Consider the following 20125-nt stretch of genomic DNA (forward strand, 5'->3'; position numbering starts at 1 on the left):
ACGCACGGAGGAAATTCTATGACGATCGAAACATTTGACCCTGCCAGTCAGGCTGAGGTTAACCAGGTCAGCATGACGGCCGCTGCGATTGCTCATGTGCAGAAGCAGCTGTCGAAACAAGGCGACAAACAAGGCGTTCGCTTGGCGGTTAAAAAAAGCGGCTGTTCTGGCTTTAAGTACGACATCGAGTTTGTCGAACAGCCGCAAGACAGCGACTTGCGCATACAGGTAGCTGACGATCTGGTATTGTTCGTCGCCGCCGATGCTGCCCAGTTTGTGCGCGGCACCGAAATCGATTTCAGCACCGAAGGGTTAAACAGCACCATTAAGTTTAATAACCCCAACGCCAAAGACCTGTGTGGCTGCGGCGAGTCATTTTCGGTTTAACGGCCAACTTGCAAACGAAAACCGAGCAAAGGGAACCTGCTCTGGTCAACAGATGACATTGTCAGGAGCGTATTTGTGGAAAAACGTATGGTGGTCGCCCAGCAGGAGTGCCCAGCTCGGGCCGTGCCTTCCGGCGTCCCTACGATGATCCCGGCGGGATCTTTCGTCACCATCAACCAAGCACTGGGCGGTAATTATACCGTCACATTGAATGGTAATATGCTGCGTGTCGACGGCACAGACGCCAGCGCATTGGGCCTAGAAACCGAAGTCATTGAGTTTGAACAGCGCGGCGATGGCCTGGTGCACGAAGATCAGATACGCCAAGCACTGAAAACCATCTACGACCCAGAAATTCCGATCAACCTGCTCGACTTGGGACTGATTTACGGCATCGACATCGACGCTCACGCAGTGACCATTCGCATGACACTGACGGCGCCGACGTGCGGCATGGGGCCGGTGCTGGTATCGGATGTAAAATACCGAGTTGCCAAAGTACCCAACGTTGCATCGGTCGAGGTTGAGCTGGTATTTGATCCGCCTTGGCACAAAGACATGATGACCGAAGAAGCCCAGCTGGAAGCCGGGCTGTTCTTTTAAAAACCGGCCACTGCCGGTTTTTTTATGGCCGCTCCAAAATAGCAACGGCGCCCTGCCCACCGGCCGCACAAATAGAGATCAAGCCGCGTCCTGAGCCCTTTTCTTCCAGCATTTTCGCCAGTGACGCGACAATGCGCCCACCCGTCGCCGCAAATGGGTGGCCAGTGGCAATCGATGAGCCATTGATGTTCAACTTGCTGCGATCAATGCTGCCCAAGGCACCGTCCAGGCCAAGACGCTGACGGCAAAAGTCATCGTCTTCCCAGCACTTTAAGGTCGATGCCACCACACCGGCAAATGCTTCATGAATTTCATAAAAGTCGAAATCCTGCAGGGTTAAGCCAGCACGCTGCAACATGCGCGGTACGGCATATGCTGGCGCCAGCAGCAGCCCTTCTTTTTGCTTATTGCCGTCTTTGCCAAAGAAATCGACCGCCGCCGTCTCATGGAACGACAGGTACGCCTTAATCGGCAAATTATGCGCTTTGGCCCACTCTTCAGAGGCCAGTAATACCACCGACGCACCGTCGGTCAGTGCCGATGAATTCCCCGCCGTCAGAGTGCCCTGGCCAGACTTCTTATCAAATGCAGGCTTCAAGCTGGCGAGTTTTTCGAGATCGGGCTTGCGCGCTAGGTTATCGCGCTCTAACCCCATAAACGGCGTGACTAAATCGTCGAAAAAGCCACGCTCGTAGGCCGCCAACAGATTTTCATGACTATTAAACGCAATTTGATCCTGCTCTTCGCGGCCAATACCCCACTCTTTAACGGTGATCTCCGTATGCTCCCCCATGGACAAACCGGTTCGCGGTTCACCGTTGCGTGGAATCAGCGGCAGCAAATGTTTAGGGCGAATTTTCAGCGCCAGCTTAAGCCGATCACCAGCGGTTTTGGCACGATTCATATCCAGCAGGATTTTACGCAGCCCTTCACTGACACCAATGGGCGCATCACTGGTGGTGTCCGACCCACCGGCAATGGCGCTGTCAATTTGCCCCAAAGCAATCTTATTGGCGGCCATCATCAGCGCCTGTAATCCGGTGCCGCACGCTTGCTGAATGTCTGTTGCTGGCGTTTGTGGGTCTAGGCTGGTGCTCAGCACCGATTCGCGCGCCAGATTAAAATCCCGGCTGTGTTTAATCACCGCACCGGCGATCACTTCGCCGATGCGCTCGCCTTGTAACTGATAGCGATTGACCAAGCCATTTAACGCCGCAGTCAACATATCCTGATTGGAAGCGTAGGAATACGCAGTATTAGAACGAGCAAAGGGAATACGGTTACCACCAATAATGGCAACACGACGTACTGTCTGAGTCATAAAAACATCCTTACATGCAAACCGGGCAGACGCACTGCCAACATTCAAACCGCGTGCTTCCTGTGTCGATCGCCCCGTATAAACGCGCGGTATTGTTTCATCCGCTGCAGGCCACCAACTAAGAAGCTCAGTCACCACTCGCGACAGGCCAAAACCCACTGTCGCGAGCCTCAGTTTAGGGCGTTGGCCGACGGCAGCATTGGCTGAGCTGACGCAATTTGCTCAGGCAATCGTCAATTTCATTCAGACCTGGACCTGCTGTAATCCGATGCGTGTTATTGTGCCCGCAGCGTGTTACCCCACGGGCGACGAATTGACTGGACAGTACCTCCGAGGATTACAGGAAATCACCATGAGCAACTTTTATGAAACCATGTTGAATAACAACCTGGGCCGCAATTTGCTAAAAACCGTTGGCCTGCCAACACCGATCGAGCTTAAGCGCTACCGCCCAGAGCAAGCCACGTTTTTTTCCGGCAAGGTACTGCTCAGCGGCAGTGACAACGCCGCGCTATTGGAAGACACGCTGCGTAATTTAAAAGACAGCGACGCGCAGGTGTATTTTCCTGCCGCTGCGCGCAACGCCGCTCTGCTGGTGAACGCTGGCGAAAAAGTAGGCATCTCGCTGACCGGCATCGAGTGCAGCAAGGACATGCGCGAAAAATTCGACGCATTGATATTCGACGCCAGCGGTTTTAGCCACGCGCAGGATCTGGACCAGCTGTACTACTTTTTTAATCCGGTAATGCGACGCTTGAATAACAACGGCCGGGTGCTACTGCTTGGGCGCCCACCGAAGCAAGCCCAGTCTGGCGAGCAAGCCGCCGCCATGCGTGCACTGGAAGGATTTTCTCGCAGTGTCGCCAAAGAGATCGGGAAAAAAAGCGCCACCTGCCAAACGCTTTATGTTGCCGAAGGTGCAGACAGCGCCATGGATTCATCGCTGCGCTTTTTATTGTCCGCCAAATCTGCCTACGTCGACGGCCAGGTAGTCACTGTGCGCGCCAGCAAAGCCGCGTCCTACCCCGACTGGCACAAGCCATTGGCAGGCAAGGTAGCCTTGGTCACGGGTGCTTCACGCGGCATTGGCGAGGCCATTGCGCGTACTTTAAGTCGCGACGGTGCCACCGTCGTTGGCTTGGACATCGCCCCGGCGGAAGCCGATTTACGCCGCGTCATGGCCGAGATTGCTGGTGAATACATTGTTGCCGACATCAGCAAAGACGACGCACCACAGCAGATTTCCGACGCACTGAAAGCGCAGGGCGGTGCCGACATTGTGGTTCACAACGCAGGCGTCACCCGCGATAAAACCTTGGCCAATATGCCCGAGCATTGGTGGCAAATGACCATCGACATCAATTTGGCCGCCGAAGAGCGCATCAACCAAGCCTTGTTTGATCAGGGCACACTCAACAAAGGTGGCCGCATCGTTTGTGTATCATCGATGAACGGCATTGCCGGGCAAATGGGGCAAACCAACTACGCCGCCTCGAAAGCCGGCGTCATCGGTTACGTGGAATACATGGCCGATGAGTTGGCGAAAAAAGACATCACCATCAACGCGGTTGCGCCCGGCTTTATTGAAACCGCCATGACCGATGCCATTCCCTTTATGACGCGCGAAGTGGGCCGACGCCTAAACTCGCTGTCACAAGGCGGCAAGCCGATTGATGTGGCCGAGACCATCGCATTTTTTGCCAACCCGGCATCGGGTGGCGTGAGCGGCAATGTTGTGCGCGTATGCGGTCAGTCGCTGGTCGGTGCCTGATCTAAGCGTCTGATATATGCGGCTGATCTAAACGTCTGGTCCAAAAGGCTGGGCGCGGATAGGCGGTCTATACTTGCACGGGATTGTCGTTGCAAAAGCCGCCTGTATGCAGAATCCACCGCCCGCGGCATCGTCGGGTCCACAAAACGATGCCGCTGTTGAGACTTACACAGAGTTACTGGAGCAGATTGTCTCCGGTCAGCCTCTGGCCAGCATTCTGACCGCCATTGCTGAGCTGCTGGAAACGCAAATGCCAGACGCTTTGGCGTCTATTCTACTGCTTAGCGAAGATGGCCAGTTCCTGCGCCATGGTGCAGGCCCCAGCTTGCCGGACAATTACAACCAAGCCATCGACGGCGTTAAAATCGCCGCCGGTGTTGGCAGCTGTGGCAATGCGGCGGCCACGGGTGAGCTGACGGTAGTAGAAGACATTCAGCGCCATCCCTTTTGGCGAGAGTTCAAACACCTGGCGCACAAAGCTGGGCTTAAGTCCTGTTGGTCACAACCGATTCTCAACCGCGACCAACAAGTGCTGGGCACCTTCGCCATTTATCACCGGCAACCGCAAACACCGAGTGACAGCGAGCTGCATACCCTGGCCAGTTTGTCGTCATTGACCTGCTCGGCGATTGAACACAGCCATTTGGGTAAGCGTCACAAGCTGACCCAGATATTGACCCAACACTTGCCAGTCGGACTGATTGTGACCGATCACAATCATCGCATCGTCGATGCCAACCCAGCACTGTGCCAGTCCATTGGCTATGCCCGCCATCAACTCATTGGCCAAACCCCGGATTTGGTCGCTCCCAGCTTGGACAGGCGCCAGTTTGATCGCTTGTTAACCCAAAGCCGCCGCCGTGGCGGCTGGCACGGTGAGCTGCTCTGTCAGCGCCGCAACACCGAAAGCTACGTGGCAGACGTGCGCTTATCGCAGGTACACAACGAAGCCGATGAGCTGCAATACGCACTGCTGCTAATTTCCGATGTATCGGAAAGCAAACGTTCGCAAGAAACCATCCATTACCTAGCCAATTATGACGTCCTGACCGACCTGCCCAATCGCAATCTGTTTTATCAAAACCTGACCAAACGCATGGAGCAAGCACACAAACACCAGCAGCGCTTTGCCCTAATGCTGTTGGACTTGGATTACTTTAAGGAAATTAACGATCAACTCGGCCATGAAGCCGGCGATGAGCTACTGATCAAAACCGGCAGCCGGCTCAGTCATTGCATCGGTGAAAAAGACATACTGGCTCGCCTCGGCGGCGATGAGTTTGGCATCTTGGTGCAGCAAGACTGGATTGACGTGGCCCATTCAGTCATCGCCAGCATCAGCAAACCCTGTCGTTTGCGCCATATCCATCAACAGCGTGTGACCGCCAGTCTGGGCGTAGCGATTTATCCCGATCACGGCGACACCATTGAGCGGCTGATGAAAGCGGCGGACCAAGCGGTGTATGGCGCCAAAGGCAATGGTCGCAACGGCTATTGCCTGTTTGACCAGCAGATGGCCGAAGAAGCACGCGAGCAAGCCAGTTTGCATCAGGAACTGCACACTGCATTGGAGGAGGAGCAGTTTGAACTGTATTTTCAGCCGCTGATTCACTTACGCACGGGTATGGTGTGCCAACTGGAAGCGCTCCTGCGCTGGAACAACCCAAGATTAGGCCTGGTCGCCCCCGACCGTTTTATTCCACTGGCGGAAAAAACCGGTTTAATTCGCGCCATCGGTCACTGGGTGCGAGACGCAGCCATGCGTCAATATCAACACATAGAAGCACTCGGCTGTGCGGTGCCGATAGCCGTTAATTTATCCTCCGCCGAGTTGTACGACGATCATTTGGCAGAACGCATCATCGAGCAGCAGCGCAGCCATGACATGCCGCCGCAAGCCTTGGTCGTCGAAGTCACAGAAAGCCTGTTGATCGACAACAAGCAAGATACCCAAGCCTTTTTGCAACAGCTGCAACAAGCCGGCATTTGCATTGCCATCGACGACTTTGGAACTGGTTATTCCTCACTGTCCTATTTAGCGGCCTTTCCTGTGCAAAAATTAAAAATTGATCGCAGCTTCGTACAGCAGCTGCAGCAGGATGCCCGCAAACAAGCACTGGTCAGCACCATGATCGACTTGGGTCATGCTCTGGATATGGAAGTTACCGCAGAGGGCATCGAAACGGAGCAAGAAAAGCAGCTGCTACTGGCGCAAGGCTGCGACATTATTCAGGGTTATTTGATCAGCCACCCACTGCCTGCAGCAGCCATCGAAGAATACCTGCTGCAAATCAGCTGATAACCGCGCTCAGCGCGGCTTCTTTTGTGCCCGCTTTTTATTCAGGTAGGCGCGCACCGGTTTGGGCTTATCGGGCAGTGCCTGAGCAAAGCGCTGCTGCAGCTCCTCGACTTTCTTTTCTTTGCGCTGATGGTCGCGTTCTTGTTGCAAGGTTTGGCGACGACCTTGCAGTGATACCACATTGGATGACATGGCTTACTCCTCAATCGGGGACAGCTGAGCAACACTGAACGGCTGCTTCAACGTGACATGGTAATATGAGCCATCCGAAAAAACGATGCACTCCGACGTATGACCACCTCTTTGCCCATTGATGCCCTGCTCAGCGACATCCAGCAGTACCTCAGCCAAAACCACAACGTTGTACTTACCGCCGAGCCTGGTGCGGGTAAGACCACGCGCCTGCCGTTAGCCCTGTTGCAGCAGCCCTGGTTAGAGGGAAAGCGCATCTTGATGCTGGAGCCCAGGCGCATGGCTGCCCGCAATGCGGCCACTTACATGGCCTCGCAGCTGGGCGAAAGCGTGGGCCAAACCGTCGGCTACCACATTCGCCTAGAGCGTAAGGTGTCGGCGGCTACCCGATTGGAAATCATCACCGAGGGCCTGCTGACCCAGCGCTTGCAACAGGACCCTGAGCTCAGCGACGTCGGGCTGATTATCTTTGACGAGTTCCATGAGCGCCACCTACATGCCGACCTAGCGCTGGCGCTCAGCCATCAATGTCAGCAGCTGTTGCGTGATGATCTGCGCCTGCTGGTGATGTCGGCGACCCTCGATGCCGACGCTCTGGCGCAACAGCTGCAAGCTCAATGCCTGCATGCGCCAGGGCGCAGCTACCCCGTCGCGCTGCATTATCGTCCAGCGCAACCACAAGAAACCCTCACCCAGCATTGCCTACGCATCCTGCGCCAGGTACTGCGAGACCATGCGGGTGATGTGTTGGTATTTATGCCCGGAGTGGCGGCCATTCGTGCCTGCATCGACGCCTGGCAAGACGACAGTGTTGTCTTGCTACCGTTGCACGGTCAGCTATCGGACAAAGAGCAAAAACGCGCCCTGCAACCACAACACCAACGCCGGGTGATTGTCGCCACCAACATTGCTGAAAGCTCCCTCACCCTAGATGGCGTTACCACGGTGATCGATTCCGGCCTGGAACGGGTGGCGGTGTTCCAGCCCGGCAGTGCGCAAGTTACGCTGCAAACACGGCCCATTGCGCAGGCTTCAGCCGAGCAGCGCAGCGGACGTGCCGGCCGCCAGCAAGCCGGGCAGGCCTACCGTTTGTGGGCGCAAAGTCAGCACCACGGCCGCGCGGCACACCGCGACGCGGAAATCGTGCGCTCGGATCTCAGTGCACTGGTACTGGAGTTGTTACGCTGGGGCGCTGGCGCCGATGAGCTGTTATGGCTGACGCCTCCACCGCAGGCACTGCTCAGCCAAGCGACCGATTTGCTAATTCAACTGGCGATCATCGACCAGCACGGTCAACTCAGCGAGCACGGTCGGCGCTGCGCTAAACTCGGCCTAGAGCCGCGCTGGAGCCATGCACTGACCTTGGCCAACGAGCATGGATGCGCACAAGCCGCGTGTGAACTGGCGGCGTATCTACAACAATGGCCAGCCAGTATGCGGCGCAGTGACGACATTGAACGTGAACTAAACGCCGCCCGCCGCCACCCTTTGTGGCAACAACGCATCTTGCCTCTGGCGCAGCAGTGGCAGCGACGCTTGCATAAGGTGGCAGACAGCAAAACGCCGCTGTCGCTGGCGCAGCTATTGTACCTAGCCTTTCCCGATCGCATTGCCCAGCGGCGCCATCAAAGCGACAGCGCCAAGTTGGCATCCGGCCAGGGTGTGCAACTAAAACGCGATACCGATTTGCACCAATACGATTGGCTGGTAGCGGCACAACTGGGCGGTCAACAGCCGGCACACATTGAGTTGGCCGCAGGCATCGACGCCATCGCGAGCATCACTGAGCTGCCCTATACGCAGTTGCGGCAACGCACCTTGGTTGATTGGAACGCCCAAGGGCAGCTAAAAGCCTTGCAGCAGCAATGCCTGGGCGCGCTGGTGATCGAACAACGCGAGCTGCAGCAACTGGATGAGGAGCAATGGCTCAGTGCCTGGGACAGCTTCTTCGAGCGCCGGGGCCTGCAAGACCTGCCTTGGAGCGATGCCGCTCGCCAGTGGCAACAGCGCGTCGCGTTAATGGCGCAATTGGCACCCAGTGAATGGCCAGATTGCAGCGATGAAGGCCTGCTAGCCAGGCGCCAGCAGTGGCTGCTGCCAGCAGTGGCGTCGTTGCGTCAGCAAAAGCATCTCGCACAATTGGATATGACGGCTTTATTGCGCCAGCAGCTGAGCTGGCAGCAAAGTGAGCAACTGGACAGCCAACTGCCGATCCACTGGCGCAGTCCCGCGGGTCGTCAGTTGACCATCGACTACACGCAACAACCGCCCCGCATCAGCGCGCGCTTACAAGAGTTTCTTGGTTGCCAGCAGCACCCCAGACTGGCGCACACGCCGTTGAGTGTCGAGCTGTTGTCACCGGCAAACCGCCCCATTCAGATCACCGCAGATTTGCCCGGCTTTTGGCACGGCAGCTACGCCGAAGTGCGCAAAGACATGCGCGGACGCTACCCGAAACACCATTGGCCAGAGGACCCAGCCAACGACATCCCGAGACAACACAGCATAAAAAACCGGCGCTAACAGTGATAAATGACCGCAACAGTCACAGTGCTCGCTATTCGCTGCAATACAAGTTAAACACCATCAGCTGTACATGAATCAGGCGCTGTGGGTCTTCCGCCGAGCGTAAGGTTAAGCGCCATTCGTTGTCGAATGAGGTGGTGTCCAGCGCTACCAGCTCTGAGTGGTGCACCAGCCACTGCGACACTTCGGTCAGCACCCCGTGAAAACCCGCCACATGTTTATTAAATACCACCACGGCCGCACGACAGTCGCGCCACGTCAGATACTGTTGCAGCTGTTCGATCGCCGCAATGACACTTTTGCGCCCCTTCCATACTTTGCACTCAGCGATAAACGCCGAGCGCCCATCGATGGGAATATGAATATCGGTTTTACCCGATTTATTGAAGGTTTCTCCGGTAGCAGAGCCTTCGTAGTGGCCGTTTAAATGCGCCAGAATAATATCGCGTAGCGCTTCTTCCCCGAACTGCTGAAACGTAGTCGGAGCGCGCTCAAACGACATGCCTTCAAGGCGGATGATTTTTAGGATGTGAGCAAACTGCTCTTCTAACAGTTCAGGCTCTGCAGCGGCAGATGCGCGCAACGGTTTGACCACAGTCGGCTGTAGCGCATCTGGCCAGTCTGGCGCCAGCTCATTGCGTTTTAAGGGCACTCCCAACAGCTGTGGAATTTTCTCCACCACCGATAAATGCCGACGTTGTTCTTTAATCGCAGCACTCACCTGCTGTTGCAGCTGCTGATGAAAGTGCTCTATTTCCTGCGCTTGTGCATCAATGTGGCGCTGAATATCCGCCAGATCCTGTTCAAAGCGCTGCTTCGCCTCCTGCTCAACATTACTCAACGGCAATGAGTATTCCAGGCACAGCAAACCCACGTTAGGGTTGTCGGCACTGGGCCAGGGCTCACCCATCGGGAACGATAAACGGTGCGTGTTGGAAGTCAGATGCCACAACTCCACGCTACCGGCGTATGGAATTTCTACTCGAATTTCGACCCCCGGAACTTCATCACGCGGACCAAACACCAGTGTATCGCGATCGTCCATCAGCCCCACCGGCTTTTGCACCCAGCTGTGCTGAATGTTGTCTCGAAAAATCGACAGCGGCTTCAGAGATAACTGTGCTTCGACATAACGCTGAATATCGCTATCACTGTTGGCCGCCAACTGTTGCTCACACACTTCCGCCAGCTGCTCGCTTATCTGCTGTAATCGCGCTGCCAAAAATGGCGTCAAAGCAGAGCGATAAAATAAACTGTCAATCACACAGATCCCTCAACCCACCAACACAAAAAACCATCTGACTGACTCACCGATTAAACCTCTGACATCGCACACCTAGCCGGCCACGCGCGAGATAATCCAAGGTTATCATTCCACACCGTCATCAAAACGAAACTCGGTTTTAGCATATCGCTATAAGTTACCCAAGGTCACATTATGGCAATGATTTATACCCTCAATCTATCTATGCCTAAGGCATCTCTGCTGCGTTCAATGGCAGTACGGCCCACCCCCAAAGCGTCAGCCTACGCGTCGAGCACAGAGACACCACCGATCGAGCAATGACCAGGAGGTCGCCATGAGTGCAAGAAGTGCCACCATCACCCTCGTCAACCATACCGATTATGACTGGGCGTTTAAAAGCGCCGTCGACGAACACGGTAAGTTTGACAAAAAACCGGACCCTCATTCGGACAACGCAAAGCATCACTATTTCCCGGATCACATTCCCGCTCAAGGAGCTGTTACTTTTTTTGTATGCAATCGCTCGGGTGCCATGATTGGCCCGCAGGGGGTGGTTGAATATTACATCCTGAATGACATCAAGCCCATCACCACCGTTATGCGTTGTCGCTTTGACCATCCTTACGGTAGCGGTGACAGCTATTACATTGCTGAGTTTGACCATACGGAAGATGATCACTTTGAATTTCTTGGTCAAAGCTCGCTGGAGCCAACACATCCCAAAGGCCATCATCAAACCGTTACCTTAACCATTAGCGGTAAGCAACTGGCCAAACATCAATCGAAAGCATCCTGATTCGACACCCCACAGCACCGGCTGTGGGGTACTATTTTGAAGCACTGTCTACTGTCAATATTCTCGCCACTCGGTGGCCGGGACCGTAGAGTTTTTTTCCGTCTTTCAATATCACGTAAGCTCCGCCCAAGCGGGTTGAAAACGGTGTATCCGTAACGGCTTTACTGCTACCGTCGTTAACTTTCTAATCAATAGGACTCAGCATGGACAGCGCGTGGTTGTTTGTCATTTCATGCCTGGCATTTTCCTTAGTGCCAGGACCCGCCATGCTGTATACCGTCTCTCGTACCGCCAAAGAAGGTGTGCGCTCAGGTGTATTTATTGTCGTAGGCATTTTTTGTGGCTCACAAGCGCACGTTGTTGTAGCGGCCAGCGGCGCTGCCGGACTTTTATTAACCCAGCCGCTATTGTTCGATGCATTACGCTATGCCGGTGCGCTGTATTTTTTATATATAGGGGCACGGCATCTGTATTGGTTATATCACTCGGGGCATCACTCAGAACCAACAGCGCAGCAAAGACCCGCATCATTCAAAGAAAGTGTGATGGTGGAGGTGCTGAACCCAAAGAGTTCGCTGTTTTATTTGGCGTTTATCCCACAGTTTCTGCCTGCTGACAGCGCCCATCCGGTGTTGATGTTGTTTGTTATTGGCACGCTGGCAAATGCCATCATGTCGGTGGTGGATCTGACGCTGGTGGTGATCACCCATCGATTAAAGCAATACGCTGGTGTTTTAGCGAATCGACAAGGCGTGGGCGAATGGGCGCAAGCAACGGTATTTTTTTCTTTGGCGGCCGCTGCTATCTGGAACTAGGGCGCTTTTTAGTAGCTCGCCTCTGAGTAATTCGTGGCTAGCGAAAGAATGTGCGCAGCAGTACTGCTGAAAACCTGGCAGCCAAGGCTGCCAGGGGTACTGCGTTTAGTTATCACAGCCATCGATACAAATTTGGGCTATTTCAGCAGTAAACGGTTGCGGCTGACCGATCAAGCTCAAACCGGGCGTCACCGACACACGGAATAAACCCGGCTCCGTTATTTCAAACTCTCGTGTTACCCACTGATCTTCGGTGCCACTGAGCGTATTGGCAGGTACCAAGTTGGCGCCGTCCCCGAATAGCCCCTGACGATTGACGTTCAGGAACATATGCCAGCTGGATGAACCCGGTGCGCGGTAGGTAATCTCGACGATTTTGGGATTGGCCACCACCTGCTCCCGCACTAATAACGCATCGCGATTTGAGTCGTTATCAACCATCACCGAGCCGTTGGGTGTTTTACCCCAACCCAGCATGGTCCAGCTGGCGACGCCGTCACCGGCTATCGCACCCTGGTCACGATAAGCAGCGGCAACATAGGTGCCGATACGCAGGTTATCCACCTCGAGTGTGACCATATCCTGATAGGTTTGCGCCAGCTCAGGCGTACTCTGTACCTCGACGACACAGCGCTGCCCAGGTGTGAGCGCTGCACAGTCGCTACTTTCAATATCAAAGCCATTGCCACTCAACAGCGCCGGGTTCGACAGATTAAAAGTTTGATCGGCGCTGGTATTGGTGATTTCGATATCAAACGTCTGTGGTGCAGACAATGCTTGCTCGCCTAAGTCGTACGCCGTCGCCAAACTCAGGCCTTGCTGTTTTAATTGCAGCAAATTTAGCCAATCGCTGTAACGACTGCTCGCCGCCCAGCTTTCACAGCTGAGCACCGCACTAGGCAGTTGACTCATACCCAGCAATATTGGCGCACCAGCGGTTTCATACACCACAGCAGCACCCGTACTCTGCTGATTGGTGGGCAGTTGGCAAAACTGTGGCCCCCCATAAGACACAACTCGCGCGACAGCGGGTCACCACTGGCAGCCGCACAATTGTCCAACGGCACTAACTGGTAGCCGGATACAGTAATGTCAGCATCACCTTGTTGATAGCGCCCCACCACAGACACTGACGTATTGCCCGCCTGCTCCAGTTTTTTAATCAGATCATGAGAAGCCAACGACAGCGCCTGAACTCCGTCCGCAACACCATTCACCTCTGCCACGACCGAGCCGCCAGAGAATGGGTGCACGCGCAGTGTTTGAATGGCGAACGTGGTCGAGCTGCTACCGTCCGCCAAGGTATAACGCACCTGAGTTGGGTAGCCGGGCAATGGGAAGGGAATCGGTCCGACACCAGAGGGTGTCGCCGTAGATAAAGAAGACGCCGGCGCACTTTGGTCTGCAGCGAGCGGCGTTAACTGGGCAGGTTTCTGGCAGCTGGCCGACATCAATACTCGCTGCTGACCAATATAGCTGCCGTTACATAAATGAGTGCCTTCGCTGTCTTGAATCGACACTAAATAGGTCGGTGCAGAATCATCGGCATGGGCATACCAGCCAAGAGAGCAAAGTAATGCAGAGAGGTGTAATGGCAACAAACGTTTCGAGGTTACTTTCATGGTCAAATCCTTTTCATAGTGGCAAAACCTGAGTCGATCAGGCGTTGATACACCAGCAAAGGGTTGACCAACCGTGACAATTTTCAGTGCTTATCAAAGTTTGTACTAACAGTTAAAAACCGCCTGAATAACAAAAATATCAATAATAATTGAGCATGATTTTTCAGAGCATTTTTGAACAACGACAAACGTATTATGCCAATCGAAAACAGGCCACACAGCTTGCGTGACAGCTGAGCATGAGATGTGAGAAAGGCGTGCGAACGCCGAATAAAACCTGCAAGCCACTTCACCCTTGAGCGGCCATATCTTGCCGTCTTACGGCAATTGTCTGCCGTTTTTCTGTGGCTGCAGGATAAAAACGAAAAAAGCTCGCCACTACGCTTCACCTGCGAGAATATTTTTCGCCATTCACTTTGTCGCGCATAAAAGCCTGAATACCACTGCATAGACTGACTCCGTCGCGAGCAACGCCGGACTGCACCAGCAGCGGCCGTGCTGGTCCTTGCGCCTTAGTCCATAAATAAACCATGGCCACAGTGAAGCGACTGCCACGATGAAGCGATTGCCACAATGACATTATTGCGCGTTATCGCAACAGCGGTGTGATAGTGCCAACGTCTTTTAACAGGCCAGCAGTCATGGTTTCACGCAACCACTGTGCTTGGCTGATGGACAGCACTTTGAACTCGGGGCCCTGCACCATGGTGTGCTGGTCAGCTCGCCGCTAGAGCAACTGATGTCTGGCTGGCCGTCACAACTGAGAAAACGATGTGTGTCTACACGGTCGCCTTTCTGCATGTGGCCAGTCAGCCGGTTAGATTATGCCCGTTATTTGCAAAGGAAAGTACTGACTAATAGCCCCATAAGTCAGTACGTTTTCATGGAGTGCTTATATTGGTACCACACCACCCACGCCATGGCCGCTATTCCAATGTAAGGTGCAACCATCATGGGTGCTGGCAACGGCATGACAAATGCTGCGATCACGGCGATCAGCACTCCCATCAAGGCTTCGCCGGTGATCAGCCCAGAGGCAACCAACAGTCCGGCACTGGCACGATGCTTTTGTGTTGCCTCAGATTCGTTGGCACTGACTTTTCGCACGTGATGCGCCAACAGGCCGCCAATAAAGATCGGCACTGACAGACCTACGGGCAAATAAATCCCTACTGCTACCGCCAACACCGGGAAGCGAAAGGATGATCCTCTGTGCTCTTGGATTTTATCCAACACAATCAGCGTCAACGCCAAAGCAAAACCAATATAGATAAATTGCCACTCGATCCCGGCGCCAAAGATGCCGGTAGACAAGTCCTTCATCAGACCGGCTTGCGGCGCCGATAAAAATGTCTCTGCACTGCCCTCTGCACTAGCATTGGGGCTCGGCCGTCCAATGCCATATCCTGCGTCCAGCACCTGCAGCACCAATGGAATAATAAAAGCAGCGGCTACCACGCCTACCACCTGAAATAGCTGCTGACGCCAGGGTGTCGCCCCTAAAATGTGGCCACACTTTAAATCCTGCATATTGTCACCAGCGATGGCCGCTGCAGAGCAAATCAGCGCAGCTAAATAAATCACCGCCACCGGCCCAAGCTTGGCGGCTATGCCATCCGTGCCCATCCATTGCACCAGAATCAAGGCTGAGAGAATGACGGTAGCAATGGTAACGCCGGAAATGGGGTTGTTCGAGGACCCCACCAAACCCGCCATATAGCCCGCCACCGAGGCGAAAATAAATCCAAACACCAGCATCATGACGGTCATAAATAACGACACCGATAAGCGGCCCGGATACTCCGCCAAGCTGGTATAAAAAATAAAAAACAGCGGAATGGTGCTGATCAATGCCACCACCAGCACATAGGGTATGGGCGTGTCCAGTTCCGTGCGTATTACTCCAGCGCCACTGGAACCGAGCGTTTTATATGCGGCAAAGCTGGCCTTTACGCCAGCCATCAACGGCTTAAATAGCGTCAGCAGCGACCAAAGGCCGCCAACCATCATTGCCCCAACGCCAATACGACGATTATTCGACCAGGCCTCAGCAGCAATGGCCTGCCATTGCGCCGCGGTATAATCAGTAGCGGCGATGGTCGCCTCAATGCCAGCCGCCTGAATTAAGGCATCGCTGTTGAGCAGCCAGTTCAGTGGCACACCGATCAGCGTTCCAATCACACCACCTAAAAATACCAGACAAGCAATGTTCAGCCCGACAATGTACCCAACCCCTAATAGCGCCGGCGACAGTGCAATATCCCCCATCAACAAAAAACGGCCAGAAAACCAGGCCGATACATTGGCAACCCCGCCTGCGATTATGCCAAAACCAGATTCCAGCGCTTTGTATAACGCGCCCAGGCCAGCCGCTCGAAGCAATGTTTTAAACCCTTGGCCACCCGCATCATGCGCGACACCGGCCTGTGACTCAGCTGGGTGTTGGGCTGTTTTTTCGACTCCACCTGTTTTGAGCACTTCTGCGGTGGCGACGCCCTCAGGAAAGGTAAGCTGGGCCTCAATAATCAGTGCGCGGCGCAGCGGAATGGTAAACGCCACGCCCAGCACCCCACCCAGCACCGCCACACTCACCAAAGGCCAATAGGAGTACTCAGACCAAGCACCCATCAAGACCAACGCAGGGACCGTAAAGATAATACCAGCCACCAACGACTCACCTGCCGAGGCCGACGTTTGCACCATATTATTTTCGAGAATATTGGAGCGAGGAAATAGCCGCAGTATTCCCATCGACACCGCGGCCGCAGGAATAGACGCGGAGACCGTCAGACCAACCAGCAGGCCAATGTACGCATTGGCCGCCGCCAGCAACATTGATAAAAAAGCGCCCAACAATAAGGCTTTTAGTGTCAGTTCAGGGAGCTGGCGCTGCGCTGATACCAGCGGCGTGTACACCTTCGCCATGGATTCCATCCTTCATCACATTGTAGTTGGAGCGCATATCATTCGCGCCCAAGTGTGCATCCAAATTGTGGTTATCATGCCCCGCCGCAGCCTGACCCAAAAGCTGTCAAAACACACAACGCCTTAGCTCATAGCGGGGAATCTATAACACCCGTGACATTCTATAAAATGAAGACTGCCCCACAGGCTAGGTTCGATCAACCTCGCAAAGGCGACGAAGGTGATCAGGGCTTAAAATTCAGACACTGTGTCTAATTTTTCCTTGTTGGACTTTGACTCTGCTCATTTTTCCTTTAGCTGACGGTCAATTTCTACTGCCAGCCCTCTCGCTCCCTCACTACCCGCCTGCTGCTACTTCCACTTCCACTTCCAAAAGCGGACCAAACACAAAAACTCTTCAAGCGCAAAAATGAGCTTTACCCCCATTTGCTAGCCATAAAAAAAGTTCATTTATCAAACAGACAACTACTAATATTTTATTAAAAATATCAACCATTTCGTTAAAGAGCGAGCACCGGCAGAAGTCGAAGCTATGATCCGCCGCGTCGTAAAACGACCATCTAGTTAAGGAAAAACAATGTCCAAAAAAATATTATTCGCACTCACTCTTATGCTGGGTATCAGCCACCAAACGTTGGCTGGCCAGGTATACGTTGATCACTGCAACGGCATCGACGTAGCAGTCAATATTGAAGTCTTTAATGGTAATGATCGCGCTATGTGGATTCCTTATCAGAAAGCTAAGATGTCTACGGGTGATCAGAACCGTCTTGAGTGCGCACCGCGCTCTAACAGTTGCAAGCTGAGAATGTGGCCAGTGACATCACCCAAAGAACACGCCAAAGTGTACAGTTTTGGCCATGGCCAGCACTTTTATTTCTGCAACATGGTGGGCAACAACAGCCTGCCAGAGATTCTGAAACTGCGTGGCAGCTGCAGCAATGCTTGGCTGTGCCGTGGCGAGTACCCTCCACGCCCGATTCCATCAACCGTGCGTGACGACGTCCCAATGAGCCAGATCGTTTCTATTCGCTCGCAGAACTATCCCAATATGTGTTTAAAGCATGAAAACTATGCCATGCATTTGCGCCCATGCGATGCCAATAGCAATGACTTTAAGTTTGAAGTGAAAGCCGGCCTGCTGGACAGCCACAACAAGATCTCATTCGAATCGGTCAGCCATCGCGGATTCTATCTGCGCCATCAAAACAATAAGTTGCGCATGGATTCTTTGGCCAACAGCGGTGATGCTTTACAGCTAAAAGCAGACGCGTCTTTTTGGGCGGTCGACAGCTACGCCGACAGCAAGCGCTTTGCGTTTAGAGCACCGTTCACACAAAACCTTTATATCCGCCATAAGAACTATCAATTTATTCTGGATAATATTCAGTCCGAGCTAGATACTCTGGATGCGTCCTTCGATTTAATCGTGCACTAAAGTGGCGTATCTGCGATGGCACTCTGGCGAATCATCCTCTGATCAAACAGTCGATGCCAGTGCCGTCGCATACACAAATACGCCAAACGTCGTTAACAATATTCAGGCTGCATCAAAAACCACGTTCTATTACAAAGCCAGTAAAGACACGGCCCCACGCAGTTTGCACAAAGCGCCTAGCGCAAACCGTCGGCCTCGGCCTGTGCCACCAACCAACGGCGTAAGGTTTGAATACCCTGCTCTCGTCGTCGACTGGTTTTCCACGCGAAGTGAAAACAATCCCCAGTAATCACATGGTGGCAAGGTAGGCGCACAAAATCATCCGCGTCTTCGAGAGTGCTAAGCATGTAGTCGTTGGTAAGCACAATGCCCTGGTGGTAACGAGCGGCTTCCAACGCCAGGAGCATGTGGCTGAAGTGCTGAATACGCGCCGAGCTCGGAATACTCATCGCCACCACCTCGTACCAAGCCTGCCAATCACCGGCCTGGCGATTAAAAATGGTCTGCGTTGAGAGCAGTGGAAAGTTGGCCAGCTGCGCCGCTGCCAAACCCTCTTCGCTCTGCGCTTGTGGATCAAGCTCTAGCTGGCGGCAAATGCGCTGCCAATAATCGCTGCTACAGACCGGAAATAATCGCTCCTTGTACAGCAATTCGTAGCTAAACGCCGGTGATGAGGTATCAATGGTGATAAAACAATCCGCGATGCGATCAGACAATTGCGGATTGTGCATGGTCATTTCCAGCGCCAAATCCAGCTGTGGGCGTGCCCGCTGCAAGTCCGGCAGTCTGGGGATCAACCAGCGCACGGCAAAGGAGCTGAAGCATGCCAGGCGCAGGCGCGACTCCTCACGGCCCAGCATATGCTCGCTGGCGCGTTCAATTTGCAACAGCGCCGAGCCGATAGGTTCCAGGTACTGCTTGCCTTCTTCCGTCAAGGTCAGCTGCCGACCGCTGCGCAGGAACAGCTTTTCTCCCAAATAGGTTTCCAGTTGTTTGATCTGATGGCTCACCGCACTTTGGCTAACCGCCAACTCCTCAGCAGCAAGCGAAAAGCTGTTGAGGCGAGCCACGGCTTCGAACACGGGTAACGCTTTCAGCGGGGGCAGCTTCATTATCTAAAAACCTAATAGCAGATCAATAAACATCATTTTATCCAATAGCAACCCCACCCTACACTGCCCGGGCGGATAACGGCAAACCGTGCAACCGCCGCTTTGCATCCGAACCTCACTGCCCACAACCACACCGAGGACTCTGAATGTCTGGAAAAACTGTCAGCGGCGCTATTTTGCTGCTGGTGATTGGCAATGCCCTGGCCTTAGTTTCGGACGTATTTATCAAGCTGCTGGAACCCGGCGCACCGGTATTTCAGTTTGCTTTTCTGCGCTGTGCGTTAACGCTGCTGTTCCTATTGCCACTGTGGAAGCAGATCAACCAGCGCAAACTGTTCGAGGGCGCGCGCACGCATATTCTCCGTGCCCACATTCACCTGGGCGGCATTCTGTGTATGGTCGTTGCTTTAGGCGCACTGCCGCTGGCCACCGCCAATGCCGTATTCTATGCCGCACCGGTACTGGTGATGGTGCTGTCGGTGTTGGTGTTTCGTGAGCAGCTGACCGTGCTGAGCGTGGTCGCGGTCATCTGCGGATTTTTGGGCATACTGGTAATTTTGCGGCCGTTGGCGTTTAACTGGGGAGCCATCGCAGCCCTCGGTTCTGCCATGGCGCTGGCCATCAATGCGCTGATGGTGCGCAAACTGCCGGCGCAGCAAAGCACCGTGCACAAACTGTTTCTAACCTACCTAATGGTGTTGCCCGCCACGGCCGTGTTGATGTTGCTCGAAGGCGCGGAATGGGATTCGTCGATACTGATCAGTGCCATCGGCTCGTCGCTGTTTATTTTGGGCTACAACGTCACCGTTTTGCTGGCTTATCAACAAGTGGATGCCAACCAAGTCACCAGTGCGGAATACACCGGTCTGATATGGGCGGTGGCGATTGGCTGGATTTGGTTTGGTGAAGCGCCGGATGTCTGGTTTATGCTCGGCAGCCTGATGATTGTGGTTCCGCTGATTTTAATTGGCTTGCAACACCATCGTAACACCAAGGCAGCCAGTCATTACATTGCCGACAGCGAATATCACAGCGCTTCCAGTTAATAACGCACCACCAACGTGGCGCACGA

16 protein-coding genes are annotated in these 20125 nt (G+C 54.0%); 9 read left to right on the forward strand and 7 right to left on the reverse strand.

Going from position 1 to position 20125, the window contains the following annotated elements:
- Window positions 1-18 precede the first annotated feature (18 nt).
- Together CHH28_RS16580 and sufT are read left to right on the forward strand one after the other, a co-directional pair.
- Window positions 19-387 (forward strand): HesB/IscA family protein, encoded by a 369-nt coding sequence (locus CHH28_RS16580; protein WP_094061362.1) that lies wholly within the window; start codon window positions 19-21, stop codon window positions 385-387.
- Window positions 388-462: 75 nt separating this feature from the next.
- A complete protein-coding gene (gene sufT / locus CHH28_RS16585; protein ID WP_233243642.1) occupies window positions 463-990 on the forward strand; it encodes a putative Fe-S cluster assembly protein SufT in 528 nt (175 codons plus the stop codon).
- 22 nt (window positions 991-1012) lie between these two features.
- Here the strand turns inward: sufT and CHH28_RS16590 are convergent, their stop codons facing one another.
- Window positions 1013-2311, reverse strand: a complete 1299-nt coding sequence (locus CHH28_RS16590; protein ID WP_094061363.1) for an acetyl-CoA C-acetyltransferase — start codon at window positions 2309-2311, stop codon at window positions 1013-1015.
- 352 nt (window positions 2312-2663) lie between these two features.
- On the opposite strand from CHH28_RS16590, the gene CHH28_RS16595 reads away from it, so the two are divergent.
- Entirely contained in the window at window positions 2664-4082 is a 1419-nt protein-coding gene (locus CHH28_RS16595; RefSeq protein ID WP_094061364.1) for a 3-oxoacyl-ACP reductase, read from the forward strand.
- A gap of 106 nt (window positions 4083-4188) precedes the next feature.
- Entirely contained in the window at window positions 4189-6381 is a 2193-nt protein-coding gene (locus CHH28_RS16600; protein ID WP_094061365.1) for an EAL domain-containing protein, read from the forward strand.
- Window positions 6382-6390: 9 nt separating this feature from the next.
- On the opposite strand, the gene CHH28_RS16605 is transcribed toward CHH28_RS16600, so the two are convergent.
- The gene (locus tag CHH28_RS16605) at window positions 6391-6573 is read right to left on the reverse strand and encodes a hypothetical protein (RefSeq protein WP_094061366.1); all 183 of its coding nucleotides are present in this window, start codon (window positions 6571-6573) and stop codon (window positions 6391-6393) included.
- A 99-nt stretch (window positions 6574-6672) separates the two neighbouring features.
- On the opposite strand from CHH28_RS16605, the gene hrpB reads away from it, so the two are divergent.
- Window positions 6673-9096: an ATP-dependent helicase HrpB gene (gene hrpB / locus CHH28_RS16610; protein WP_094061367.1), complete on the forward strand. Its 2424-nt coding sequence runs from the start codon at window positions 6673-6675 to the stop codon at window positions 9094-9096.
- 34 nt (window positions 9097-9130) lie between these two features.
- Here hrpB and CHH28_RS16615 read toward each other — a convergent pair whose 3' ends face one another.
- Window positions 9131-10363 (reverse strand): hypothetical protein, encoded by a 1233-nt coding sequence (locus CHH28_RS16615; RefSeq protein ID WP_094061368.1) that lies wholly within the window; start codon window positions 10361-10363, stop codon window positions 9131-9133.
- 316 nt (window positions 10364-10679) lie between these two features.
- On the opposite strand from CHH28_RS16615, the gene CHH28_RS16620 reads away from it, so the two are divergent.
- Both CHH28_RS16620 and CHH28_RS16625 read left to right on the forward strand, forming a co-directional pair.
- Window positions 10680-11141 carry an aegerolysin family protein gene (locus CHH28_RS16620; RefSeq protein ID WP_094061369.1) on the forward strand — a complete coding sequence of 154 codons (462 nt, stop codon included), beginning with the start codon at window positions 10680-10682 and terminating at the stop codon, window positions 11139-11141.
- A gap of 203 nt (window positions 11142-11344) precedes the next feature.
- Complete coding sequence (locus tag CHH28_RS16625; RefSeq protein WP_094061370.1) at window positions 11345-11956, forward strand: LysE family translocator; 612 nt, start codon at window positions 11345-11347, stop codon at window positions 11954-11956.
- A 105-nt stretch (window positions 11957-12061) separates the two neighbouring features.
- Here CHH28_RS16625 and CHH28_RS16630 read toward each other — a convergent pair whose 3' ends face one another.
- From CHH28_RS16630 to CHH28_RS16645, 3 genes are all read right to left on the reverse strand, one after another.
- On the reverse strand, window positions 12062-12868 hold the full coding sequence (locus CHH28_RS16630) for a hypothetical protein (protein WP_094061371.1): 807 nt from the start codon (window positions 12866-12868) through the stop codon (window positions 12062-12064).
- A complete protein-coding gene (locus CHH28_RS16635) occupies window positions 12865-13578 on the reverse strand; it encodes a hypothetical protein (protein ID WP_094061372.1) in 714 nt (237 codons plus the stop codon). Before CHH28_RS16635 ends, CHH28_RS16630 begins: the two co-directional genes overlap by 4 nt.
- An 870-nt stretch (window positions 13579-14448) precedes the next feature.
- Window positions 14449-16503 carry an OPT family oligopeptide transporter gene (locus tag CHH28_RS16645; RefSeq protein ID WP_094061374.1) on the reverse strand — a complete coding sequence of 685 codons (2055 nt, stop codon included), beginning with the start codon at window positions 16501-16503 and terminating at the stop codon, window positions 14449-14451.
- 577 nt (window positions 16504-17080) lie between these two features.
- On the opposite strand from CHH28_RS16645, the gene CHH28_RS16650 reads away from it, so the two are divergent.
- Window positions 17081-17941: an AbfB domain-containing protein gene (locus CHH28_RS16650; protein ID WP_094061375.1), complete on the forward strand. Its 861-nt coding sequence runs from the start codon at window positions 17081-17083 to the stop codon at window positions 17939-17941.
- A 176-nt stretch (window positions 17942-18117) separates the two neighbouring features.
- On the opposite strand, the gene CHH28_RS16655 is transcribed toward CHH28_RS16650, so the two are convergent.
- Window positions 18118-19053 carry a LysR family transcriptional regulator gene (locus tag CHH28_RS16655; protein WP_094061376.1) on the reverse strand — a complete coding sequence of 312 codons (936 nt, stop codon included), beginning with the start codon at window positions 19051-19053 and terminating at the stop codon, window positions 18118-18120.
- 146 nt (window positions 19054-19199) lie between these two features.
- On the opposite strand from CHH28_RS16655, the gene CHH28_RS16660 reads away from it, so the two are divergent.
- On the forward strand, window positions 19200-20099 hold the full coding sequence (locus CHH28_RS16660; RefSeq protein ID WP_094061377.1) for a DMT family transporter: 900 nt from the start codon (window positions 19200-19202) through the stop codon (window positions 20097-20099).
- The last annotated feature ends 26 nt before the right edge of the window (window positions 20100-20125 follow it).

Origin of the sequence: Bacterioplanes sanyensis (assembly GCF_002237535.1) — a bacterium.
Lineage (GTDB): Bacteria > Pseudomonadota > Gammaproteobacteria > Pseudomonadales > Oceanobacteraceae > Bacterioplanes > Bacterioplanes sanyensis_A.